The organism is Clostridium sp. CTA-19 (genome assembly GCF_054767855.1).
This window is the reverse complement of record NZ_BAAABH010000031.1, coordinates 16,459-40,605: the sequence shown is the minus strand read 5'-3', so window position 1 is coordinate 40,605 and position 24,147 is coordinate 16,459. Positions and strand designations below refer to the sequence as shown.

Below are 24,147 nucleotides of genomic sequence, written 5' to 3'. Positions count from 1 at the left end.
AAAGATATCATTACCTTCCAAATCTGAAAAATAAGAAGTACTTTCATGCCAAATGTAAATAACAAACATAAATCCATTTTGAGTTGTAACTTTATAAACAAATTTTTGTGCTCCACCCAATATTCTCTCAGCTTTTACTATGAGATATTTTTTTCCAAAATGCTCTGATATTTTTAGCTTAAATTCTTTATAAGGAAATTTAAATTCTTTCATTAACTTACTTCCTCATCTTTCTTTATTTATATTAAACTCTTATTTGTATTCCAGCATAAAAAATACTGCAACTTTATTTCTGAACAATACGGTATTTTAGTAAATTAATTTCCTTTAATTTCATGTAAAAATAATAATTATTATTATAACTCTACATTGTTATATTTTTATAAAATTTAATATTAAAATATGATGCAACAATAGCAAGTATAACAAATATTCCAAGTTTAGTTATAAGCGCTGTAATAGGTACTACAATGCCAGCTAATGTTTGAAAAATTGTTTGAATAGGAAGCATTATTCCAATAATTTGACATAACGTTAAAATTATTGGAAGTAAAATATCTCCCATTCCATCTTTCTTTTTAAGGAAAAATAGACATATGAATATTAATGGACTTATTATTCCCATATCTAGTACATAAGTAATTTCTGTTGTATATACTTCTATTAGAGATAATGATTTTCCGTGTATAATTGAAACTATTATATCTGGTAGCCATGCAACAAAAAGAGATATACCAGATAGTATCAAAAATATACTTAATCCATTTGATGGAAGAATCCATTTTTGCATTTTTCGCAACTCATCTGAATTTATACTTCTTATTAAAATAATAAAAGCAAAAAATGAACTAGAAAATAAAGCAATATATGACAAATGAAGAGCATTATAGGTAACTCCAAATACTATACTGGTAGCATAATATACTACTGTTCCTATAAATGTTGTTAATAGTAACTTGGATTTTATTGTTCTTCTTTCTATTTCACAAATCAAAGCAACTATTATCATTGGAACAACTAAAAAAAGCATTGTACAATCACTCCCTATAAAAATTGGAGCTTTAAAATATGAATCATGAGCATATATTCCACTTCCAAAAATTTTTACATTATCACCATATTGATTTACGACAATATAATTTTTATCTGTATTAAAAGAACACACCCCAACTATTGTTATAAATACCAATAATATAATAATTCCTATTATTAATATATCAATACCCTTTAGTTTTTTCTTCATTTATTTATCATCCCCCAATTATAAATATTAGAAATGCAACTAAAATTCTAGTCTATACTTGTTTATTTATTTCTTACCATATAAATTTTACCATATTTTTGTATAAATTAATATTAATCCCCAAACACAGTACTATTCAATTTTCAAAGCACTTATTTCGTTTTTAGTTCGTCATTTAATCAACGTACGACGCAAAAATACCGCAAATTCACCTATGAATACTGCAGTATTTTAATATATTATTTTATATTTACTTTTTAAGTTCCTTAGCAGATTGGAACTTTATAAAATATACAGTGTCTATTTTTTTCTCACAGGTATCCATATTTCACAAAAGCAATTTGTGTCATTATTCTCTGGATATAATTCAAAATCAGTATCGTCTAACATCTCATAATCTGAACTTGGTAAAAATTCCTTAAAAATTCTATTCCATGTAGCACCAATACAATCACCATTGTTACCAATACATTTAAATACTGCCCAAAGTGTTGGATTAACTTCCCAAATGTCATATCCATTAGGAATTTCTCCACCTTCATATAACATTCCAATTCCATAATTAAAATGAATGCTTTGCTCTGATATAGGAGCACACACACCATAAACATCATGTTTTTTAGTATACTTATTAAGTACTTTAAATGTATCGTTTTCCCCGCATTTTTTCCAAAAATCTGGTATTTCATTGTTGCCATCTTCAGAAACAACTTCATTTCTAAATGCCTGTACTTTAGTCAATAACTTGAATGTTTCTCTTCCAACAATTTTGTATTCCATCAATGTTCCGCCCTCCAAGCTAATTTTTATTACAAGGCGATTAAATGATTGTAATTGCACCCCAGAGCGCTTAGCCACATTTGGAGTCACTCCATGAAAACGTGTAAATGCCTTAGTAAAACTTTCTGGAGTCTCATACCCATACTTAAATGCTATATCAATTACTTTATTATCAGACATAATCAATTCTTGCCCTGCAATAGATAGCCTTCTTTTACGAATATATTCATTTGCAGTTATTCCCGTAATCATACTAAAGATTCTATGAAAATGATAATTTGACATGTGTACCTGCTTTGCAACATCTTCATAACTAATTCCTTGTAAAATATGCTCTTCCATGTATTCAATCGCCATTTGTATACTTCTCATACAATCCATCATTTTATTCACCTCGCATTTATAGTATACGGTTTTCTATTTAAACTTTCTTGTCTTAGTTTGCTCACCTTTGTCTTATAAATATAAATCAGCTTATTAATACTCTATATATAAATTCTTATTTATCTGTATTTCTCATTCAAATAATTTTTATTTAAAATTTTCCTATTATCATCAATAAATTATAACATATTTTGTAAATACCCTATTGTTTAATTTTCAAATGACATAGTGCACCTTTTAACTAAAGGATGCAAAAATACCGCATATTCCTTTGAATAATACGGTATTCTAAATAATTTAATATTTAATTTATTTTTCATAATATTTTTAAAATTGTTTCCTTGAAGTTGCCTTAATCTATCTTACAAATTGAAATTTGTCTATATACTACCATAATTCCTTCAACATTCTAAATTCCTTATATATGATATCTCCAACTTTATATTCAAACGAATTCTTTTTATTAAAACCATATTTTTCATACAACCTAATAGCTATTTCATTATCTATTTCTACACTTGTATATAGTTTTTCATTTGAAAATTTTTCATGAAAAAGATCTAAAAACTTTTCTAACGCTTTTGAACCAAATCCTTTATTTTGATGCTTAATATCAATCATGAATCTTGAAAATGACCATCCTTCTAATTCTTCATCATAATCATATAATAAAAATCCTACCATTTCATCACCATTATATATTCCTAATGGATATAATCCATCTTCATAAGAAGCTTGTACCAATGAAAACACATTACTAGCAACATAGTTAGTTTGATACTCTCCTACCGTTAAAGACACACAAGTGTTATAATTTGATTTATCTATCTCTCTAAAGTTAATATACATATTTCCCCCCTTAAAATTACTATTGATCTGTATCTCTCATACAAAAAATTTTTACTTAAGGTTATTTTATTATATAATTCAATTGTAACATATTGTTGAAATTTCAAAGATTATTTAATTCATATTTTTTGAATTGCGACGTAAAAATATTTGATTTTTAATTTTAGTCATTAAATAATAATATTATCTATTGCTAACTTAGTTTTTTCTTGTATATTTTTATACTTCCACCTGAGTATTCAATACCATCGTTAAGATACTGCCATCCAGTTTTTTCATAATAATTGCAAATGTCGGTATAAAGAAAAAGTTCTTCATGTCCCTTTTTTCTGCAATAATCAATCAAAAATCGCTGTAACTCTTGTCCAATATCTTTATTTCTATATTGCTCTTTAACAAATAATGCTGACAGCCATGGATAAAGGTCTTGTCTACTCAATAAATCACTTCTCCATAATCCTACAGTTCCAACCAACTTATTATCCATAAGTGCAATAAATGTTAAAGGTAATTGATTTTTTCTCAAACTATTTTTGACTATGCTTTCCCAAAAAGTATAATTATCTTCATTACCAAATTCTTTCCAAAGCCAATCTATTACATTATCTAAATATTCTTTATGGTCTGCTAAGTGTTCGATAATTAGCATATTAAATCATCCCTTTTCTTCGTATTAATTTACAACTATGACTTAGCTCATAAGAAAAGTTTATCACATTTACCACTTTTCTACACTAATCTTCAATATACTTGAGATAACTTCTATTTTTTAATACCGTATTGTTCAATTTTAAAAGAACAAATTTTAATACTTATTTCGCTTTATTTTCAAAATGTACATCATACCCTACTTTTATTTTTTTTAATTTAAATATGCAATTAATCTAAAAATCTAAAGCCATAATTATTTCATTTTCATCCACTTCACCTGTATGGTAAAATCCAAGCTTTGTATAGAGGTTTTCCGCTGCATTATCGTCTTCACAATAACATAAAATTATACGATTATATTTTTTATCATCTTTCATTGTTTATATTTATTAAGAGAGTATATTATAAGTACCAAATTCTTACTAAAATTCACTTCCCTAACTTTATACACTTTCAAGTGTATAATAAATTAGAATTCGTATTACATTTATGTTTTTATTTCAAATCCAAATTCATGCAATACAAGGTCTTTGTCAATTATTTCATCATAGATTCCATCAACCTTTTTAAATGCATTCTTTATGTAAAGATTTATCGCAGGTTTATTTATATCCACAACAAAAAGCCTTAAATATTTAGCGCCCTTATCTCTTGCAATAACAATCGCCTTATTAAGCATTACACTACCAATTCCTTTTCTTGAATAATTGACATTAACTCCAAGCCTATCAATATATAATGCTTTATCATGTTTGTTTTCCCATTTCACATACTCTGATCCTGGATTTGAATTGCATAAAGCAAAAGCTGAAACTATCTCATTGTTTTCCTCTAAAACATAAAGACGATTACTTTCAATATCATCACAAAAAAATTCACATGGATAAATTTCATCCCAAATCTGGATATTATCTTTATTCATATTGTCAATTATTTTTCCATATACAGCTTTAAGCTGTGACAAGTCATCAATGTTAGCCATTCTTAAATTCATATTAACACCTCTGCAGATTCCTACTTATCGAACACAATATTATAATTATCATGAATAAATTATAACATATTTTGTAAACAGTGTATTATTTACTCTTTAAATATTTCATTTCCTTTTCCCCTCTTAAATACAATTTCATAGTATTTACCTTGGAGAAAAATACTTATTAAGCTTTCCTAAAATACCATACTATTTAATTTCAAATATCATAGTTTATTAATTAGTTCGTCAAATTTTTGAATTACAAAATAAAAATACCGTATATTCATTTTTAAATAATACGGTATTTGGACAATTTAATATTTAATTTTATCTTCATAATAATTTAAAATTGAAATTTATATTGCTCTATGCATATACATTCTAGATAATTCTTCTGCACCATCACCTTGGACCAGGCACAAAAACTCCCATCCGTAACGTTCATAAAATGAATTATGGTCTGTAATAAGATAAAGTATATTAATACTTTTTTCTTTCATATCATCGCACGCAAAGTCTAACATTTTACCTGCAATACCTTGAGAACGATATTCTTCTTCTACATAAACAGCACAAACATTTGGAGTCAAATCTTTTCTCTTATGAAAATCATTTTCTATTACTCCAAGTCCACCCACAATTTTATCTCCAATCATTGCTATATACCATTGTGGGACAGCATTTTCATTTTTCAAACATTCATCAATACTTTCAAGATATGCTTCAAAGGGTATATTCCATTTTTTATGAAACCAATTTGCTGCATCATTTCTCACCCCTGGTTGTTCCTGTATTTTTACAATTCTATAATTCCCCATATTATATTTTCTCCCAAAAATTCTAATTTATTTAACTTAAAAATCAATCCTATTACATAATATTTTTTATACCACATTATTCAGTTTTCAAAAAATATTATTTTTACTCTAAATTTTCAAAATGTACATCATACCCTACTTTTATTTTTTTAAATTTAAATATGCAGTTAATCTAAAAATCTAAAGCCATAATTATTTCATTTTCATCCACTTCACCTGTATGGTAAAATCCAAGCTTTGTATAGAGGTTTTTCGCTGCATTATCTCCTTCACAATAACATAAAATTATACGATTATATTTTTTATCATTTTTCATAATTTTTATTGCTTCTAATACAGCTTTTTCACCATATCCTTTTCTTTGGAATTTACTATCAATCATAAGCTGATCTAAAATATAAGCATTACGTTCATCATAATCTCTATACATTATTAAACCAACTATATTACAGTCATCATATATAACCTTTGCTTGACTTCGTTGAAAAAGATAAGCATATGCTTTTGCTAAAATTCCAGTATTTGAACTTACATAACACTGCTGTTCTTCTGTTACCTTTAGTCTTATGATTTTTCTCCAATTTTCACCTGTAACTTCTTTTAAATATATCATCTTTTCTTCCCTTTCCAAAAATCAGCTTTAAATCTTAATTTTTAAATAACCTGTATTAAGTTGCAAACTTATACTGTTCTATTACTTCTTAATTAGCTTAATTCTAATTCCTAATACACCATATTTTTCTTCTTGTTCTTTTGTGTAAATATTATAAGTTTCATCTATCATACTTTGCATTGAGTATCCATTACATCCAAAAAGTGAAAAATCAAAGTTATTGTATAGCTGCTCAAAAGTTTTAAATTCATATTTATTTAAAACCTCAACATCTATTTTCTCTTCTTTATGTGGAAGTTTATGAAATGTAATTAAATCGCCAACATTAATAGATTTTCTTTTTTCATCATTTAATCTAACTTCTATAACCTTTTTCTTATCTTTAATCATATTAAAAGGTTCTTCAAATAAAGTCATATTGTAATTCATATATTTTCTCTTCCTTTTCATAAATATTGCAAATCCTATTTTTTTATAATTAAAATTATTCAAACAACTCATTTATAATTGGTATAACATTAATTATTGGATCTTCATAAGGATGAATTTTTCTATATACTCTTTTGGAATATATATTTCTATTCTTACTTCTTTAAAATTCATGTCAGTATTCTTCTTTTTCTAATTGTACAAGTAATTTAATGTAGCTCATTTATCAATTATCATATTATAAAATTCTAAAATATTTTATAATGTTCCAAACATGTGCGTAGAATTAAGCTACACTATTCCAATAAAATGTCTTTCTTTTAATTTATTCGTTTACCTAATATATTTTTTAATTACATACTGTTTTGCATTTCCTAATAACGTAATATTATCCTCATCAACAATTATTGCACTTTGTGATTCTGTTGTATAAACATTTTTACCCTTTTCATGTATATACTTTTCAATGCTTTTATTCTGTACATCCGTATCTTTATAATGAACCTCAACAGCAAAATCTTTTATGCAGTTTAATCCTCTTTCATAAGTATATTCTTTATAATCTTTATCCGGTGAAATATAATAATCAGAGCATTGCATCATAGCACCTGCACTCCATCCCATTATTATTCCAGTATGATGCTGAACAGTATTAATTAGTTCAAGTTCACTTAAGGCATAATCAAATAAATAATAAGTCAGTATTCTCGCCTATTTGCCACAAATACTTCGTCGACAAAATCCATACATAGCCCCACTATGACTGGATTTCATCTTCTTGTTTCGTGACAAATATGCTTCGAATCTTTGACCTTTTATTTCTTTTCATATGCCTAACCTTTTCATTGTTTTTTCTGGAAAACCACCTGTAAAAAATATTATATCGCTTGCTTTAATCTTTTCTTTAGCACTCTCACTATTATCTGTAAAATAATTAACTAAAATTATATTTTTATCCTCTATACCATAACTATAAAAAGGCTGAATTGAATTTTTATAATATTCCCCAGTTAATTTATTATAAGCTTTCTCCCACTCATATTTATCCTTTATCCAATCTTCATGAAAAGCAAAAGGTATCATACAAATTTTATGTCCTGGTTTAATTATATTTTTTAGTGTTTCATATGCCCAATCCTCATTAAAATCGAGCTTGTCTAACAAAATATTCAAATAATCCCCTCCTAAAGTACTCACTTACGCCTATGCACTTACACCTATATTTCTTAAGACATTTTTCAAACAATTATTTTTCTAAATAAAAATCAACTATTTAATATTCTTAAAAATCAAATTTTAGGCTTTTCTAAGTATTATATGATTATAAAATGCAATATTAAGATAATCTTTTATATCTGCTACTTTCATTTCAAGTTTGTACATTTTTTCTTGCCAATCCTGTCTATACTTTACATCATTATTTTGTTGTAATCCCCAAAATGTTCTAACTCCAAGTATTTTTTCAATACTAATATCCTTATCCCCTATCCACTGCTTGATGTCATTTATATCATAATAATTTACTTCTCCAAAATTCATAACTTTAACTCTTCCACCATCTAGTAAATATATCGCTTCATCTAAACTATTTTCAAAAACAGCTTTTTGCATTATCCTACCTACATGATTATGCTTTACTATGGATATTATCCCATTAGGTTTAAGAACTCGATAGAATTCTTTAAATATATCTTTTCTCTCCTTTGCATATTCAAAAACATTATGACATACTATAACATCAAAAGATTCATCTTTCTGCTGTTTTAAAATTTCTATATCTCCAACTATTTGTTCATATATATTTTCATCTATTCTCATTTTTATCATATCTTTATTAGGTTCTATGGCAACTACCTCATTGTCTTTTGCTAAGTGACTTGCTGTAACGCCTAACCCACTACCAAAATCAAGAATTTTTATACCATTTTTTATAGGTATTTGCTCCCATACAATTCTATAAAATAACAACCACCATGGTTCTTTTAAATTTTCAGCATATGTTTTTAAATCATTCTTTATCATACTTCACCTTAACCTCCTTTGTATTTAAATTTAGTATCCTTGTTCTTGTATCATACTTTGATATATATATAGGTTCTCCATCACTATCAATACAATATGAAATAGGTATTGATATTCCACAATTTCTATATGAACCATCTGCATGACTTGTTCCTAATACTATAGTTTTATATGTTCTTGCAATTTTTTTAGCTTCATTTATCCATAACTCAAATTGATCATCACTAAACATTCCTACACCAATTGGGTGGGCAATAAAATTAATTTTTGAAGTTACTTTTTTAAAATCTCTAACCCCTTTCAAAATTTCCATACATAAAATATATCCAATAGTTATGCCATTATGATTAACTACTAATGGATTACATAATTCTTCATTAGCATTTGAAGATGTTTTTGATCTTTCTAAAATTTTCTCACCATAATTACTTATTATTACTGCTCTATCCTTATTATCTTTTCTGTAAGATGTAATAATTTTTATATTATATTCTCTTGCAATATTACAGGCATCTTCTAAAGCCTTTTCATCAAATAAATATCCTTCTGGATATAAAACAACATCTATTTCTTTATTTTTTTCTATTTCTTCTTTAATTTGTTTAACTCCTCTTTCATGTACTGGTTGTCCTATTAAAATTCTCATATACATTACCTCCACATACCAACACTATTTCTGGGTATTATTCTTGTTATATCATAGTATTTTTTCATATAATCTAAACCAGTTCAATCCATAGTTTCCAAGCCCCAAATCAACTGTATCAATATATTTAAAACCACATTTTTCATACAATCTTATAGCAGGCATATTATTTTCGTAAACATCTAATCGAATTGACTTTACCTTTGACTTAATACTATGTTCAATTGAGAAATCGATTAATGCTTTACCTACACCACATTTTAAAAAATTGGGATGTACTACAAATGTATATATAACAAAAACATCTGAATAATCAGATTCAAAATTCCACTTAGCTTTATAATATGCAGGCTCAGGTTCATGACTTAAAATAAGTGATCCAACTATTTTGCCATTATTTTTTGCTACATAAAGATTACAATTTTTAATTCCATCAATTGCATTTTGACAAGTAGGATATATACCCTTTCTCCATCCAGGGTAATTTATTTCCTTTTCTAAATAATCATTTAAATCATTATAAAGCTTTTCTAATTCATCAATATCACTTGTTTTTCCTAATTCAATAATAATATCCATATGTGTATTTCTCCAATCACTAAAAGTATAAATATAGGGTTATAAGATGAAGTTTATTCATTTATCAAATGTGAAAATTTAAAATTGCTAATTAACAGCTTATTTTAGTTAAGAGTTATTGAAAATATCTACTATTATTTATTTTTTATAAAGTTTTTATTATTAAAATTATACGTCTAATTTTTAGTATTTTTTGAAGAATATTGTATATTATTTATAACATTTATATAAATATTTTTAACATTGTTCATAGTATTTTAATTTTCAACTTCTTTTTCTATACTCTCTTATATTAAATTAAATAATAGTTTAAATTACTTATATTTAATTTCCTTATCTAGCTTTTATATTTTTAATTACTGTAATAATTTTTTTTATTTATTTGATTATTTTTTGAATAAAGTATTAAAGCAAATCATAACTATTATAAAGAAACACAATGAGCTATATAAAATTTATATATTACTTTAAGATATAATTTTTATTCAACCATATTACTGGAGGTTTGTTTATGAATAGTGACAGTTTTTATAGAGATACATTTGTATTAACTATTTCAAATCTTGCTATGGCAGTTATAAGATTTATTTTTTCTATAGTTCTCTCGGACAAGCTTGGTGCAGAAGGAGTAGGACTTTATGGACTTATAATGCCTATTTATGATTTGTTTTGTTGTTTAGTTTGCGGTGGGCTTGTTGCTGCCGTTTCTAAAGAGGTTTCATCATATTATGGAACTGATTCTTATAAAAATATGAATAAAAGTGTTAGATATACATTATCTTTCATATTAGTTTGGGCAATATTTGTAACCATTATAATGTTTGCTTTGGCACCTTTTTTTAGTAAATACATTATAAAAGATATCAGAACTTTATATTCCTTATGGGTTTTATGTCCTGCACTGATATTTATAGCTCTATCATCAGTTTTAAAAGGCTATTTTTTTGGAGTTATGGAAGTTAACACACCAGCAATAATAGATATTGTAGAAAAAGCATTAAGACTTTTTGTAACACTATCTTTAATAGACTTATTTCTTCTTAAAGATATTTCAAAAACAGTAACAGCTACATACTCATCCTTTGCTATTGGAGAATTTGTTAGTTTCGTTTTATTATATATTTTCTTTAAGAAGAGTTGTAAAAAATTCGATTATTCCTTAGGAAAAGATAAATATGTAGAAAATGGTGCTCAGCTCCTTTTTAATTGTCTAGTTGTTGCGTTTCCTTTAGCTGTCAATGGGTTTCTTACCACTGCTATAAGTAGTGTATCTACTTTGCTTATACCAGGAAGACTTGTAACAGCAGGAATGACTCATACCTTGGCACTAGAAGCTATAGGTAAGTTTTGTGGAATGACACTTAATATAATATTTTTTCCTATTGTGATAGTAATTTCTATGGCTACTATTCTAGTCCCTGACATATCTAAAAATATTACAAAAGGAAATTATTCTGCTGTAGAGTGTAGAGTGAATGAAGTAATAAAAATGTGCTTTATATTAGGAATTTCAATAATGCTTGTTTGCTTAGTAATACCTACAAATCTTGGTATGCTCTTTTATAAACGTAACGATTTAGATGCTTTCATTAAAGCTGCAGCGTTTTCAGTTCCATTTTTGTATGGTTCATCCTGTACTTATGGTATCTTAAATGGGCTAGGTAAACAAAAGGCTATTCTTATAAATTCTTTAATTACAGCTGTTGTAGAGCTTATTTTAATGTACATTTTGATGGCTATACCATCTATAAATATATTTGGCTTTGCTATAGCCATATTTGCATCTTCTTTATTAGGTCTTATATTGAATATTCTAGAAATAAATAAATCTGTTCATTTATCAATTAGCATATATAAATTTTTTGTAATTTGTCTTTTAACTTTAATAACAGCATTTCTTCTTAGAATTTTCAATGCTATTATTCCTAATGTTAATTTCATCATTAAAAATATCTTTTTAATTTTTATAGGTAGTGGATTATTTTTATCATCTATATTTATAATAAGAAAAAACTCTGATTCTTGTAAAAATCTATGAAAATAACCACTCAGAAAATGAGTGGTTATTTTATACTTGATTATATTTTAAAATACTGTTGACAAATATATCAATAATTAAAGAAAATCATTTGAATTCACTTAATCCAAATTACAAGAACAGTTATGTTATTTATGACATACTTCTATATTTTCTATAATAAAAATAACTATCACTTTCCATATTAGGTTGCTTATGCTCAATAGGTGTTCGTTTTTCAAATAATTCAAAACCACATTTTTTTGCAAGAGTGCAAGAAGGTATATTTGCACAATCAATAGTTAAAATAAGATACGTTATCTCTGACATACTAAAACACCAATTAACTAAAGCATTTACTGCTTCTTCTGTGTATCCCTTTCTCTGATATTTTTCTGACATAAAATAGGCTACTTCAACTTCATTCAATGTATCTTCCAACCCCATACCAACCATTCCTATCATCTCATCTGTATCAGGTAATGCGATTACATATCTTTTGTTTTCATAGATATTTGTTGAATTTTTTTTGCTTTGGTGCCAATCAATGTATTCAAAATAAGATTGTGGTGAACTACTACTTTCTGCCCAATCAGGCATAAAGCGAAGAATATTCTTTTCTCTAACAATCCTATAAAGATTTTCTGCATCTTTCCTTTCAAAATCTCGAATTATTACATGATTTGTTTCTATTCTCATGTTATTCTTATCCCCCATAATATACAAACAATTATTTTCTTAAATGATAACATTTCCCATATCAACAATCAACCTATTAAATTTTTCTGAGCCAAAATGAATTATTTAAACAAAGTTGTTTTTTACAAACACATGTCAAATCATAATATCTTTATATTTATATCCATTTATTCCATATCCCCTTTTTCTACCACCAATACTCTACTACATTTATTATCTTCTGATATCCATAAATTCACACTTTTTTCTTCTTTCTTTATTAGATTTTTGAATTCATCCATGGTAATTTTATTATATATGAATGTTGATTTTTGAATATTTCCATTAGGTGAATACTTATATTTTCTTAACTGAAGAAATAATTTAGTATTGTTATCTATTATATATTTATCTTCATTACTTTGAACTTTATAATTATCATCATAAAATCTTCTTGATTTGTCTATTAGGATACTATCATTATCCACATTTATACACACCGTTTGTATATCAGCACTATACGCATCTACACCTTCTAATATTTCCTGATTAATAACTTCTACTTGTGCTGGAAGAATATTAGGTTGGTATAAATATAATGATAATAAACCACATAAACCAAATACACTTAAAAATGAAAATGTAGCTATTCTCATCTTTATTTTTATATCAATTCTTTTCAATATTTTAAAATAAATAAACATACCTATAATACCGCCAAAAGTATTTAATACTACATCATCTATATCACTTGCACCTAATCCTATAATATATTGAAGAAATTCAAATAATAAGCTTACTCCAAAACATATAAATACAGTCTTTTTTTTATTTATATTTTTAAATAATGCTGGCAACAATATTCCTAATGGAATAAATAGTGCAAAATTACCAGCCACATTTTTCAAAGCTACATCTATAGTCACATCTTCAGTAAAATAACTTTCAATAAAAGCAAAGGGCTTTAAATTTAATGAGCGTAACTCAGTAGTAAACCCATATTTAAATAATACAATTTTTAATAATGCCAAAATATATACTATAGCAATTACCCATACTCCAAATGATATAAATTTTTTAATAATGGATACATTATTTATTTGTTTTTTTAATTTTAAATTCATTATTATTCCTCCTTACTTATATAAAAAATACACATCTTATTTTTATACCTACATGATATCAAAATAAGATGTGTATTTTTTTCATTATTTAGTAAAGTTTTCTTATGTTTTTCTTCTTAAAATCATACGATTTTCTTACAATAAACTTGGAAGATAAATCTCAAATCTAATTTCTTCATCTTCACTATATGCACTTATTGTTCCTTTATGAGCCTCAATAATTTTTTTTGCTATTGCAAGACCTAACCCTGCGCCTCCTGTTTTAGTTCCACGAGAACTATCTAATCGATAAAATTGGTCAAATATTAGATTTAATCTTTCTTTAGGAATAACATTTCCTTTATTACTAAAACACATATATATTCCATCAGATTTTTTTTCTACTATAATTTTTATTAAGCGATTTTCAAAACTATAATTAATAGCATTTCTAATTAAATTATCAAAAACCCTTTCAATTTTATTAACATCACATTTAAACTCAATATTAGAAGTAATCTGCAAATCACATCTAAGATTTTTCGTTGCTAACATTGGCTTAAATTCATAAACAATCTGTTCAATCATTCGTGTTAAATTAATATTACTTAATTCAAGAGTTAAATTACTTAAATTAAATCTTGTAATATCAAAAAATTCGTTAATTAATTCTTCTAATCGCTCAGCCTTTTCTAAAGATATGTTTAAGTATTTTTTTCGAAGTTCATCAGATATATGTTCTTCATCATTTAATAAGTTTAAGTAACCAATAACAGATGTAAGAGGAGTCTTTAAATCATGAGCAAGATACACTATTAAATCATTTTTTTGCTTTTCTGATTCTTTTGCTAATTGTGCATTTAGAATAGTTTTCTGCTTTATCTGATTCATTTGTTCTTCTACTTCTTTCAATTCATCTGGAAAATGTATTGAATTATCATCATTTAATATAAGTTGTTTACTTGCATCCATCATAATCTCTATATGACCTAATGATTTTTTCCAATAATACAAAATAACACATATAATATCTATTAGCCAAACGAATATAACTAAGCAAGGTAAATAATACTTAATCATCTGTGCTAATATATATACTGTTTCATCCCCATAAAAAGTAAATTGATGATATGTAATAAACATTAATATTAGTATAACTCCTAAAGCTATACTAGATAATAGTATGGTAATAAAAATTTTTGCTAACACTATATTTTTTAAACTTTTATTAGTCAATTGTTTTTCTTTATTCAATGGTATAGCCAACTCCCCATACTGTTTTAATAAATTTAGGTTTTCTTGATGGCTCATTCATTTTTTCACGAAGTCTTGCCACATGAGCCATTACTGTATTATTATTGTCTAAATACTTTTCTTTCCACACCGATTCAAAAAGTTCTTCTGACGAGACTACTCGTCCTTTATTTTCACATAAATACCATAAAATCGAAAACTCAATAGGTGTCAGTGTTATTGTTTTTCCATATAAGCTACATTTATGGTTATCATTATTAATTATCAATCCATGAAAATCATATTCACTTTTCCTACATTCAAATTTATCCTCTGAATTTTTTTTATTATATTTTTTATATCGTCTTAACTGACTTTTAACTCTTGCCAATAGTTCCAATGGATTAAATGGTTTAGTTAAATAATCATCAGCCCCTAAAGTTAATCCTGTTATCTTATCAATATCCTCAATTTTTGCAGTTAACATAATTATAGGGAAAAAATACTTTTCTCTTATTATCTTGCATATCTTAAATCCATCAATATCTGGAAGCATAACATCTAAAATTGCAAGGTCAAAATCCACCTTATCTAAAGATCTTAAAGCTTCCTTTCCTGTATAAAATTTATATACATTATAATTGTCATTTTGCAGATAAACTTCTACTAAATCTGCAATGGACTGTTCATCATCTACTAATAAAACATTCAAGTTTTTAGTACTCCTTTCATTTTTCAACTAATCAAGTTTAAATTTTACTTATTAAGTTATTGTATTTATTATACATTAATACCATTTATTTTTCTATATTACAACTATATACTATATTTATAACTTTTTTAACTTTTTTAACTTTTTTAACTTTTAATAATGCTATTTTTCAATTTTATCTTCATTTTAATAACAAGTATTTTTCTTATTATTAACCAGTAAGTTTTAATCCATGAAGATGCTTTCCAATTCTTTCATTTTTTTCTTAATACCTTTTACTAAGAAAATTGCACATAAAAAAAGGGAGCTATCGCTCCTCTGACCTTCAGTTAGTTTTGCAACAGTCCCTTTAATAATTCTTATTTGATAAAACTATCTTACATACTTTAATAATTTTTGTGGTATAAGATTTTTAATTTTATTTGGTAATATATTTATTTCTTTTTTAGATACACCACCTAATAACACTATTGCAACACTATATACTATAATAGCTACAGCTATAGCTACTATCATTGCTATAACATTAAATATATATCCATTAGATATTAATCCTAAAACTTTAATAATTCCATTATAAGTGAAATACGTTGCTATTCCCATAAAAGCTGATGCTATTATAGGTCTTATGGTTGGAACTATGCATCTAACTCTAACCCTTAACACTCTATTTATAAGCCATTGATTAAGTATAAACATTATAGCAAATGATATTGTGCTACTTATTATGGCTCCATATACGTTAATTCTAGGAATTGAAACAACAAAATAATTTACTATTATTTTACCAATCATACCTATTGCACAAAATATAGTTGCTGCCTTTACCCTATCAAGACCTTGAAGTATAGAAGTTTGAAGATATACTATTCCCATTATTACTAGTACAAAAGAACCATAAATTAGAAATGATGATATTTCTTGATCTAATTTAAGTGTACGTAATATTGGCTTACTTAAAACTGCAAGTCCTACTGCTGAAGGTATTGAAAATAAATACATGATCTTCATAGTAGAATTTATGCTAGTTTTTACAGATTTTCTGTCTTTAACTGCATTGTATGTAGCTATCATCGGCACAGCAGCTACAGATATAGAACTTAATAAGCCTAATGGTACATTTATAAGCGTTGTATATTGACCATAAAATCCCCATAAAACATCTTTTTGCTTTTCTGTATAACCCAATACGTCAACCAATGTTCCTTGTACCATTTTTACATCTATCATTCCACCTAATTGTTGTATAGCAATAGCTATAGTTATTGGTATTACATAACATAAAATTTTTCTTAAAATTTCTTTGTTGCTATCTCTTTTTATTTCTTTCTCTATTTTAATATGTGCTAAACCTTCATAACCTCTACGATTATAGTAATTTATAAAGTATACTAGTGCCAAAAGTGCGCCAAGAGTAGTTCCTACTGTACCTCCTGCAACACCTAATTCTAGTGAAAAACCTATTAAAATATATGCAAAAAGTAAGCTGAACACTACATTAGCTACCTGCTCCATAACTTGAGAAACCCCAGTTGGAACCATATTCCCAACGCCTTGAAAATATCCTTTATAAGTACTTAATACAGTAGTAAAAAGCATAGTTGGTGCAATTGCCATAAGTGCATATGTGGATCTTTCAGTATTCATCCCTCTTGTTATTGGTCCTGCAAATACAATTAAAATAGTTGTTGATAAAACTCCAATTCCAATTGCAAGCAATCTAGATATTTTAAAAGCTTTAATTGCATCATGTTTATTACCAACTGATGCATATTCAGCAACTATCTTTGATATTGCCACTGGAAGACCTGCATTAGCAATCATATATATATATGCATATATTACATAACAAGATTGATATATTCCCATTCCGTCTTGGCCTAATATAGCTCTTAAAAATGGCAAATATAAAATAGACATAATTTTTGTCATAAACATACATATACTTAATATAGCCATACCCTTAGCTGCAGATTTAGTATCAAAATTCGAATTGCTACCCATGAAATTTTCCTCCACTAAAACTTAAATACGTCTGTCTTTATTTTCTTTAAAATAGGTGGAAGTGATTCCGCTATGGTTTTATTTTTTAAGTATGTTAACTTGTCTCCTGTATCTTTAAATATCACTTTATAAGCATATAAGAATTGATAATCTAATCCATATCTATTAACAAAGAAACTATTAAGCTTTTTCTCGCCATATTTAGTATCTCCAACTATTGGATTGCCTAAAAATGCTAAGTGAGATCTTAATTGATGACTTCTACCTGTTAATAATTCTAACTCCACTAAAGAAAAAATTCCACAACTTTGAATTACTTTTACTCTCATAGCTATTTTTTTAGTGTTTGGTTTATATTCTTCATAAACTTTAGATATATTATTATCTTCATTTTTAGATATATATGCTTCGTAGTAACCTTCTTTTATTTTCCCTTTAATAAGAGCCATGTAATATTTCTCTACGTTTCTTTCTCTTATCATTTCATTCATTTCTTTTAATGAAGAAAAATTCTTACCATATATAACAATACCTGATGTATTTCTATCTAATCTATTACAAGGTGCTGGTGTAAATGTGATTTCCTTTTCTGGTTCATAATCTCCTTTGTCATAAAGATAAGATAAAACATAATCCGTAAGTGTTGATTCTCCATTTTTTTTATCACTATGTACTAAAACTCCTGGCCATTTTTCAACCATTAATATATTTTCATCTTCATATGTAATTTTTAGTTTATTATCAATTCTCTCAAAATTACTTTTTTTCTTTTGAGAAGCTTCTGTCTTTATTTCTCTAATTTCAATTACATCTCCATCTTGAAGAGAATACTTTTCTTTTACTTTTTTTCCATTGACTTTAATATCACCTTTTCTAAAAGATTTGTAAATAGCACTTAATGGTACATCTTTTAAAAGCTTTCTTGCAAATTTATCACATCTTTGCCCAGCTTCATTCGGTCCAATGTTTATTATCATATATCTTCCTCCTAAAAATTTGTATACGGTAAATTTTTATATAAGCCATATCAAAAGAAATAAGAGACCAAAGATTCAAAGCATATTTGACCTCTTATTTCTTTAATTATACCTAAAATTAAAATGTTAATTTCATATATTCATTAATTATTTAAATAATTTACTATCATATTTAAATTAGTAACTATTCCTATTTTAAGACATCTCTCATCTATATCAAATAGACTACTATGTGCTGGATGTATTATACCCTTTTGCTCATTCCTACATCCCAACCAATAAAACATAGCTGGAACTTTTTGTGAAAAGTACGAGAAACTTTCAACACCTAGTGTAGGTTCTAAAACTTCTTTTACATTATCATTACCTAAAATCTCTCTAGATGATTCACTAAATAACTTGTACATGGCATTATCATTTATAACACAAGGATATCCATCTATTAATGTTATTTCACATTTTCCACCTTTTATACTCACTATTCCTTCTATAACTTCCTTAAATCTTTTAGTTATATAATCTCTATCTTCCATATTAACAGTTCGTATCATACCTTCAATTATAACTTCATCAGCAATAGCATTTTGAGCCATACCTCCATTTATCTTACCAACAGTTATAACTGCTGGGGAAGTTGGCGACATTTCCCTACTAACTAAAGTTTGAAGCATTAATATAACCTCACTAGCTATAACAATTGCATCAATTCCCCTATGTGGACTAGCTCCATGGGCGCCTTTACCAGTGATTTTTACTTTAAATGGATTTGAAGCTGCATAAACAGTATTATTTTTCACACCTATCATTCCACAAGGAATCTCCTCATTAACATGAAGCCCCATTATAGCGTCTACTTTAGGGTCTAATAATACACCATCTTCTATCATAAATCTTGAACCGCCAGATGTTTCCTCTGCTGGTTCAAAAATAATTTTTATATTTCCTTTTAAATTATCCTTCATATTGTTAAGTGCTTTTGCAGTACCTAATGCTATAGTCATATGTGCATCATGCCCACATGCATGCATTTTATTCTCATTTTGAGATTTATAAATAACGTTCTTTTTATCAATTATTGATAGTGCATCCATGTCCGCTCTTATAGCTATAGTTTTTCCATCTTTATGACCTTTTATAATTGCAACAATTCCACCTTTTCCAATATCCTTAAAATCTATATTTTCTTTTTGTAAAAAATTCTTTATTTTTGCTGTAGTTTTAGGAAGGTCAAAATCTAGCTCTGGACTTTTATGAAACTCTCTTCTTAGAGATATTAATTGATTTTCAAATTCCGTTACAATACTTAAAAAGTCCATAAAAACACCTCTTTTCATAAAAAAATAATAGACTCTTGAGTCTATTATTCATAAATAAATATTTAAACTTACTACTGATTATATAACATAATTTCAAATACTTCAAGAAATAGCTAAATCATCAAGCTTTGCAGAAATTAAGAGCAGAATAAAATTCTGCTCTTAATTTCCATATTTAGATGAATATTCATTTAATAAGTTTTCTTTTAACTCCCAGAGATTTTTTGATAAATCAACATAATATGCATGTGGATTCTGAATTCTTAAAACCTCTGACCAAAGCTTGTTTCTCTCAACTCTAGCATATTCTCTTATTTCCATAACAGAAGGACTAGTATAGACTTGCTTACCTTTTTCAAAAACTTGAACCATTAAATCTTTAATATAGTAGTCCTTAATTCTTTTTCTTTTCCATGTAAATGTAGGATGGAAAATTTCTAACGGCTCATTTATATCTATAACCTCATCATGAGTGCATATTAAATCAGCAATAGCCTTGTCTGTATATTTGTCAAAGATTCTATAAGTTCTTTTAAAACTTGGATTTGTTATTTTCTCTATATTTTCACTTATTTTTATTTTAGGTACTATTTTTCCATCTTCTTCTATACCTACAAGTTTATAAACACCACCAAAAACTGGTTCGCTTTTAGCTGTTATAAGTCTTTCACCTACACCGAAGCTGTCAATTGGTGCTCCATTTTCAATAACAGAATTTATTATAAACTCATCTAATGAATTTGATACAGTAATTTTAACATCCTCATATCCTGCGTCATCTAACATTTTTCTAACTTCTTTTGTAAGATATGTTATGTCCCCACTATCTATTCTAACTGCTTTTGGTCTTTTTCCTAATGGTTTTAAAACCTCATTAAATATTTTAATTGCATTTGGAACACCAGATTTCAACACGTTATATGTATCGACCAAAAGAACTGTATTATCTGGATAAGTATTAGCCCACGCTTTAAATGCTTCATATTCATTTTTGAATAATTGAATCCAAGAATGCGCCATAGTTCCTATAGCTGGAACTTTGAACATTTCTTCTGCTATTGTACATGCTGTAGAATTGCATCCACCTATTATAGCAGCTCTAGCTCCATATATAGCACCATCATATCCTTGAGCTCTTCTTGAACCAAACTCCATAACTGGTCTACCCTTTGCAGCTTCACATATTCTAGCTGCTTTAGTTGCAATTAATGTTTGATGGTTTATAGTAAGTAAAAGCATAGTTTCTATAAATTGTGCTTGCATTACAGGACCTCTCACTGTAACAAGGGGTTCTCCTGGGAAAACTGGTGTTCCTTCTGGAATTGCCCAAACATCACACTCAAACTTGAAATCTTCTAAATATTTTAAAAATTCTTCATTGAACATATCCTTTTCCCTAAGGTAATCTATATCATCTTTTGTAAAGTTTAAACCTTTAAGAAAATCTATTGCTTGTTCTACTCCAGCCATTATGCAGTATCCACCACCATCTGGAATTCTTCTAAAATACATATCAAAATAAGCAACAACATCCTGGACATTATTTTTTAAGTATCCATTCATCATTGTCAACTCGTAAAAATCTACAAGCATAGTCAAATTTCTTTGATTTTTAACATTAAAGCCTTCTGAAGTATTCATTTCTTCTCCCCTTACTGTTTTGTAAATTATGTGTTATATTATAACATATTACTATTATACAATCTATATAATAGTATTTTACAAATAAAATTTGTAACTATTTGTCTTTTATAATTATATTTGTTCTAATATTTACTAAATTTACTAATAAGTATACGATAAATTTTATAAAATGACCATAGGTTTTTTATAAAATTTATTATAAATATAAAAAACTATAAATTAAAATTGTTTTTAAATAATAATCTTAAAACTCTAATTATAATTATAATTTTATATGAAATGAAAAATTTAAAGTAATTCATATTATCAAAGAGTATTAGCTTATTATTTTTTAATATGTAAAAAATTAATTTTGACTAAATAAGGAGCTGCTTTTTGTGTATAAAGAATATAAAAATCTCGATAATGAAAAATTACAAGCTATATTAAGTGATGAAACTAATACTTTAGTAAGTGCAGGCCCTGGCAGCGGGAAAACTACTGTTATAGTCTATAAAGTATATCATCTTATTAAATACAAAAATATAAATCCTAGAAATATAATAATATTGACTTTTACTAAAGCCGCTGCCAACAATATGAAAGATAGATATAAAGAACTTGCTAAAAGTGAGCACACCCCATTTTTCGGGACATTCCATGGTCTGTTTTATAAAATTCTAACCCATTATTATGGTGAAATTAAAATAATGGATTCAAGTGAAAGTTTTAAATTAATAAGAAGTTTTCTTTCTTCATATATGGATGAGGTTAGTGATGACAAAGTGAAGGAATATTTAAACGCTATATCTATTTTTAAAAGTAGTGGGCTTAATCTATTTGAATTTGAAACAAAACTAGATAAAGATCTTTTCAAGAATGCTTATGAAATATATGAAAGCTATAAAAAAGAAAAAGGTCTATGTGATTTTGATGACTTACAAATAATGTGCAAACAACTTTTCATAAAAAACCCGAAGCTTTTAAATGGCTATTCAAATATGTTTAAATATATATTAATAGATGAATTTCAAGATTGTGATGAACTTCAAATTGAAATATTAAAAATGCTTAATAAGGACAATTTTGTATTTGCTGTTGGAGATGAAGACCAATGTATCTACTCTTTTAGAGGTTCTAAACCTAAATATATGATTACCTTTGAAGAAAACTTTAAGGACTCAAAAATATTATATCTGCAAACAAATTATAGATGTGCTAAAAATATAGTTTCTATTTCCAATGATCTAATTAAACATAATAAATCAAGACGAACTAAAACAATTATTCCATATAAAAAAATTGACGGGGATATTAGAGTTCTAAATGTAGAAAATGATACTAAACAAGGACTATATATAGCAAATCATATAGAAAAAACAGTCCTTTCTTCCAATTATAATTACTCTGATTTTGCAATATTATATAGGACAAACCTTGAAAGTAGAAGAATTATAGATACTTTCATTAAGCGCTCTATCCCATTTAAATTAATAGACAAGGAGTTTAATTTCTTTAATCATTTTATCTGTAAAGACATTCTTTCATATTTAAAGCTTAGCTTAGATATGAAAAACAAAGACGCTTTTACTTCAATTATAAATAAACCTTTTAGGTATATAAGCAAAAATGCTATAGAAAAAATTAAAAGTTCTAAAATAGACATAGATTGTTTTGAAACTCTAAAAGAACTTGATAACATTCGTAGTTTTCAAATTAAAAATATAGATGAACTAAAATTAGATATACACAATTTGAATAAAATGTCCCTTGGGAGTGCAATTTCTTTTATTATAAACTCCTTAGGTTATTATGACTATTTAAGAGAATATACCTCAAGATTCAAAATAGATATAACAGATTTTGATAGTATTTTAGATGAATTTCAATCTATAGCCACTGAACACAGAACAATAGTAGCATTATTATCCTATATAGAGGAATATAATGATTTTTTACATTCTAATAAAAACAATAGTGATGGTGTTATTTTAAGTACAATCCATAGTGTTAAAGGAATGGAATTTAAAAATATTTTTATAATAAATACAGTAGAGGGGTACATCCCACATGAAAGTAATATTGAGGATAATTTAGAAGAAGAACGTAGACTTATGTATGTTGCACTAACTAGAGCTATTGATAATTTATATATTCTAATTCCTTCTACAATTCAAAATAAAACTTATAAAATATCCCCTTTTATAAAAGAATGTAATTATAAATTAAAACTACCTTTTGATGTAAATGATACTGTAATTCATGGTAATAATAACGAAGGAATAGTTACTTATATTGATGAGGATATAATAGAAATTAAATTTACAGACCAATGTAAAAGATTTGATTTGAAAACATTAATAAACTATGACCTTTTAAGAAAATTACCTGAATAAAACTATATAATATATTTTAAAAGCATTATATTACTTTAAAATGATTATAAGAAACTATTTCTAAAGAAATAAGCAAATATAATCATTAGTTAATAATA

25 protein-coding genes are annotated in these 24,147 nt (G+C 26.5%); 2 read left to right on the top strand and 23 right to left on the bottom strand.

Annotated features, from left to right (window positions below):
- The 15 genes from ACYUE0_RS14580 to ACYUE0_RS14510 form a co-directional block, all read right to left on the bottom strand.
- Positions 1 to 213, bottom strand: a 213-nt coding sequence (locus tag ACYUE0_RS14580) for a hypothetical protein (RefSeq protein ID WP_460271178.1), incomplete at its 3' end; no start/stop codon positions are given.
- 151 nt (positions 214 to 364) lie between these two features.
- The gene (locus tag ACYUE0_RS14575; protein WP_460271176.1) at positions 365 to 1,243 is read right to left on the bottom strand and encodes a hypothetical protein; all 879 of its coding nucleotides are present in this window, start codon (positions 1,241 to 1,243) and stop codon (positions 365 to 367) included.
- A gap of 300 nt (positions 1,244 to 1,543) precedes the next feature.
- Positions 1,544 to 2,407 carry an AraC family transcriptional regulator gene (locus ACYUE0_RS14570; protein WP_460271174.1) on the bottom strand — a complete coding sequence of 288 codons (864 nt, stop codon included), beginning with the start codon at positions 2,405 to 2,407 and terminating at the stop codon, positions 1,544 to 1,546.
- 387 nt (positions 2,408 to 2,794) lie between these two features.
- Positions 2,795 to 3,256 carry a GNAT family N-acetyltransferase gene (locus ACYUE0_RS14565; RefSeq protein ID WP_460271171.1) on the bottom strand — a complete coding sequence of 154 codons (462 nt, stop codon included), beginning with the start codon at positions 3,254 to 3,256 and terminating at the stop codon, positions 2,795 to 2,797.
- A 193-nt stretch (positions 3,257 to 3,449) separates the two neighbouring features.
- Entirely contained in the window at positions 3,450 to 3,905 is a 456-nt protein-coding gene (locus ACYUE0_RS14560; protein ID WP_460271169.1) for a GNAT family N-acetyltransferase, read from the bottom strand.
- 235 nt (positions 3,906 to 4,140) lie between these two features.
- Positions 4,141 to 4,284, bottom strand: coding sequence for an N-acetyltransferase (locus tag ACYUE0_RS14555; RefSeq protein WP_460271167.1), 144 nt, complete (start codon positions 4,282 to 4,284; stop codon positions 4,141 to 4,143).
- A 110-nt stretch (positions 4,285 to 4,394) separates the two neighbouring features.
- Complete coding sequence (locus ACYUE0_RS14550; RefSeq protein ID WP_460271165.1) at positions 4,395 to 4,901, bottom strand: GNAT family N-acetyltransferase; 507 nt, start codon at positions 4,899 to 4,901, stop codon at positions 4,395 to 4,397.
- 338 nt (positions 4,902 to 5,239) lie between these two features.
- The gene (locus ACYUE0_RS14545) at positions 5,240 to 5,701 is read right to left on the bottom strand and encodes a GNAT family N-acetyltransferase (RefSeq protein WP_460271163.1); all 462 of its coding nucleotides are present in this window, start codon (positions 5,699 to 5,701) and stop codon (positions 5,240 to 5,242) included.
- Between the two features lie 172 nt (positions 5,702 to 5,873).
- The gene (locus ACYUE0_RS14540; RefSeq protein ID WP_460271161.1) at positions 5,874 to 6,314 is read right to left on the bottom strand and encodes a GNAT family N-acetyltransferase; all 441 of its coding nucleotides are present in this window, start codon (positions 6,312 to 6,314) and stop codon (positions 5,874 to 5,876) included.
- 81 nt (positions 6,315 to 6,395) lie between these two features.
- Entirely contained in the window at positions 6,396 to 6,743 is a 348-nt protein-coding gene (locus ACYUE0_RS14535) for an ASCH domain-containing protein (protein WP_460271159.1), read from the bottom strand.
- Between the two features lie 333 nt (positions 6,744 to 7,076).
- On the bottom strand, positions 7,077 to 7,400 hold the full coding sequence (locus ACYUE0_RS14530; RefSeq protein ID WP_460271181.1) for a Type 1 glutamine amidotransferase-like domain-containing protein: 324 nt from the start codon (positions 7,398 to 7,400) through the stop codon (positions 7,077 to 7,079).
- 168 nt (positions 7,401 to 7,568) lie between these two features.
- The gene (locus tag ACYUE0_RS14525) at positions 7,569 to 7,916 is read right to left on the bottom strand and encodes a type 1 glutamine amidotransferase family protein (RefSeq protein WP_460271157.1); all 348 of its coding nucleotides are present in this window, start codon (positions 7,914 to 7,916) and stop codon (positions 7,569 to 7,571) included.
- 123 nt (positions 7,917 to 8,039) lie between these two features.
- Positions 8,040 to 8,765, bottom strand: coding sequence for a class I SAM-dependent methyltransferase (locus ACYUE0_RS14520; protein ID WP_216449191.1), 726 nt, complete (start codon positions 8,763 to 8,765; stop codon positions 8,040 to 8,042).
- Positions 8,752 to 9,411 (bottom strand): carbon-nitrogen hydrolase family protein, encoded by a 660-nt coding sequence (locus ACYUE0_RS14515; RefSeq protein WP_460271155.1) that lies wholly within the window; start codon positions 9,409 to 9,411, stop codon positions 8,752 to 8,754. The genes ACYUE0_RS14520 and ACYUE0_RS14515 overlap by 14 nt, the downstream gene beginning before the upstream one ends.
- A 51-nt stretch (positions 9,412 to 9,462) precedes the next feature.
- Positions 9,463 to 9,990, bottom strand: coding sequence for a GNAT family N-acetyltransferase (locus tag ACYUE0_RS14510; RefSeq protein WP_216449193.1), 528 nt, complete (start codon positions 9,988 to 9,990; stop codon positions 9,463 to 9,465).
- A gap of 511 nt (positions 9,991 to 10,501) precedes the next feature.
- Here ACYUE0_RS14510 and spoVB point away from each other — a divergent pair.
- Positions 10,502 to 12,028 (top strand): stage V sporulation protein B, encoded by a 1,527-nt coding sequence (gene spoVB, locus ACYUE0_RS14505; RefSeq protein ID WP_460271152.1) that lies wholly within the window; start codon positions 10,502 to 10,504, stop codon positions 12,026 to 12,028.
- A gap of 132 nt (positions 12,029 to 12,160) precedes the next feature.
- Here spoVB and ACYUE0_RS14500 read toward each other — a convergent pair whose 3' ends face one another.
- The 8 genes from ACYUE0_RS14500 to ACYUE0_RS14465 all read right to left on the bottom strand — a co-directional run bounded on the left by ACYUE0_RS14500 (position 12,161) and on the right by ACYUE0_RS14465 (position 21,671).
- Positions 12,161 to 12,706 carry a GNAT family N-acetyltransferase gene (locus ACYUE0_RS14500; protein ID WP_460271150.1) on the bottom strand — a complete coding sequence of 182 codons (546 nt, stop codon included), beginning with the start codon at positions 12,704 to 12,706 and terminating at the stop codon, positions 12,161 to 12,163.
- A gap of 167 nt (positions 12,707 to 12,873) precedes the next feature.
- Positions 12,874 to 13,809 (bottom strand): VanZ family protein, encoded by a 936-nt coding sequence (locus ACYUE0_RS14495; protein WP_460271148.1) that lies wholly within the window; start codon positions 13,807 to 13,809, stop codon positions 12,874 to 12,876.
- Positions 13,810 to 13,944: 135 nt separating this feature from the next.
- On the bottom strand, positions 13,945 to 15,042 hold the full coding sequence (locus tag ACYUE0_RS14490; RefSeq protein ID WP_460271146.1) for a sensor histidine kinase: 1,098 nt from the start codon (positions 15,040 to 15,042) through the stop codon (positions 13,945 to 13,947).
- Positions 15,035 to 15,760 (bottom strand): VanR-ABDEGLN family response regulator transcription factor, encoded by a 726-nt coding sequence (gene vanR, locus ACYUE0_RS14485; protein WP_460271145.1) that lies wholly within the window; start codon positions 15,758 to 15,760, stop codon positions 15,035 to 15,037. Before vanR ends, ACYUE0_RS14490 begins: the two co-directional genes overlap by 8 nt.
- A 345-nt stretch (positions 15,761 to 16,105) precedes the next feature.
- Positions 16,106 to 17,737: a putative polysaccharide biosynthesis protein gene (locus ACYUE0_RS14480; RefSeq protein ID WP_460271143.1), complete on the bottom strand. Its 1,632-nt coding sequence runs from the start codon at positions 17,735 to 17,737 to the stop codon at positions 16,106 to 16,108.
- Positions 17,738 to 17,751: 14 nt separating this feature from the next.
- Entirely contained in the window at positions 17,752 to 18,714 is a 963-nt protein-coding gene (locus tag ACYUE0_RS14475; protein WP_460271140.1) for an RluA family pseudouridine synthase, read from the bottom strand.
- 143 nt (positions 18,715 to 18,857) lie between these two features.
- Positions 18,858 to 20,030 carry a M20 metallopeptidase family protein gene (locus ACYUE0_RS14470; protein WP_460271138.1) on the bottom strand — a complete coding sequence of 391 codons (1,173 nt, stop codon included), beginning with the start codon at positions 20,028 to 20,030 and terminating at the stop codon, positions 18,858 to 18,860.
- A gap of 162 nt (positions 20,031 to 20,192) precedes the next feature.
- Positions 20,193 to 21,671: a nicotinate phosphoribosyltransferase gene (locus ACYUE0_RS14465; RefSeq protein ID WP_199869846.1), complete on the bottom strand. Its 1,479-nt coding sequence runs from the start codon at positions 21,669 to 21,671 to the stop codon at positions 20,193 to 20,195.
- A gap of 380 nt (positions 21,672 to 22,051) precedes the next feature.
- On the opposite strand from ACYUE0_RS14465, the gene ACYUE0_RS14460 reads away from it, so the two are divergent.
- Positions 22,052 to 24,049 (top strand): ATP-dependent helicase, encoded by a 1,998-nt coding sequence (locus tag ACYUE0_RS14460; RefSeq protein WP_460271136.1) that lies wholly within the window; start codon positions 22,052 to 22,054, stop codon positions 24,047 to 24,049.
- Positions 24,050 to 24,147 lie beyond the last annotated feature (98 nt).

Coding starts and splice junctions, on each gene's coding strand:
- ACYUE0_RS14515 (WP_460271155.1), bottom strand. CDS start 9,411: ATGAGAATTTTAATAGGACAACCAGTACATGAAAGAGGAGTTAAACAA.
- ACYUE0_RS14535 (WP_460271159.1), bottom strand. CDS start 6,743: ATGAATTACAATATGACTTTATTTGAAGAACCTTTTAATATGATTAAA.
- ACYUE0_RS14475 (WP_460271140.1), bottom strand. CDS start 18,714: ATGATAATAAACATTGGACCGAATGAAGCTGGGCAAAGATGTGATAAA.
- ACYUE0_RS14540 (WP_460271161.1), bottom strand. CDS start 6,314: ATGATATATTTAAAAGAAGTTACAGGTGAAAATTGGAGAAAAATCATA.
- ACYUE0_RS14520 (WP_216449191.1), bottom strand. CDS start 8,765: ATGATAAAGAATGATTTAAAAACATATGCTGAAAATTTAAAAGAACCA.
- ACYUE0_RS14565 (WP_460271171.1), bottom strand. CDS start 3,256: ATGTATATTAACTTTAGAGAGATAGATAAATCAAATTATAACACTTGT.
- ACYUE0_RS14555 (WP_460271167.1), bottom strand. CDS start 4,284: ATGAAAGATGATAAAAAATATAATCGTATAATTTTATGTTATTGTGAA.
- ACYUE0_RS14500 (WP_460271150.1), bottom strand. CDS start 12,706: ATGAGAATAGAAACAAATCATGTAATAATTCGAGATTTTGAAAGGAAA.
- ACYUE0_RS14510 (WP_216449193.1), bottom strand. CDS start 9,990: ATGGATATTATTATTGAATTAGGAAAAACAAGTGATATTGATGAATTA.
- ACYUE0_RS14545 (WP_460271163.1), bottom strand. CDS start 5,701: ATGGGGAATTATAGAATTGTAAAAATACAGGAACAACCAGGGGTGAGA.
- ACYUE0_RS14570 (WP_460271174.1), bottom strand. CDS start 2,407: ATGATGGATTGTATGAGAAGTATACAAATGGCGATTGAATACATGGAA.
- ACYUE0_RS14560 (WP_460271169.1), bottom strand. CDS start 3,905: ATGCTAATTATCGAACACTTAGCAGACCATAAAGAATATTTAGATAAT.
- spoVB (WP_460271152.1), top strand. CDS start 10,502: ATGAATAGTGACAGTTTTTATAGAGATACATTTGTATTAACTATTTCA.
- ACYUE0_RS14575 (WP_460271176.1), bottom strand. CDS start 1,243: ATGAAGAAAAAACTAAAGGGTATTGATATATTAATAATAGGAATTATT.
- ACYUE0_RS14550 (WP_460271165.1), bottom strand. CDS start 4,901: ATGAATTTAAGAATGGCTAACATTGATGACTTGTCACAGCTTAAAGCT.
- ACYUE0_RS14480 (WP_460271143.1), bottom strand. CDS start 17,737: ATGGGTAGCAATTCGAATTTTGATACTAAATCTGCAGCTAAGGGTATG.
- ACYUE0_RS14465 (WP_199869846.1), bottom strand. CDS start 21,671: ATGAATACTTCAGAAGGCTTTAATGTTAAAAATCAAAGAAATTTGACT.
- ACYUE0_RS14470 (WP_460271138.1), bottom strand. CDS start 20,030: ATGGACTTTTTAAGTATTGTAACGGAATTTGAAAATCAATTAATATCT.
- ACYUE0_RS14495 (WP_460271148.1), bottom strand. CDS start 13,809: ATGAATTTAAAATTAAAAAAACAAATAAATAATGTATCCATTATTAAA.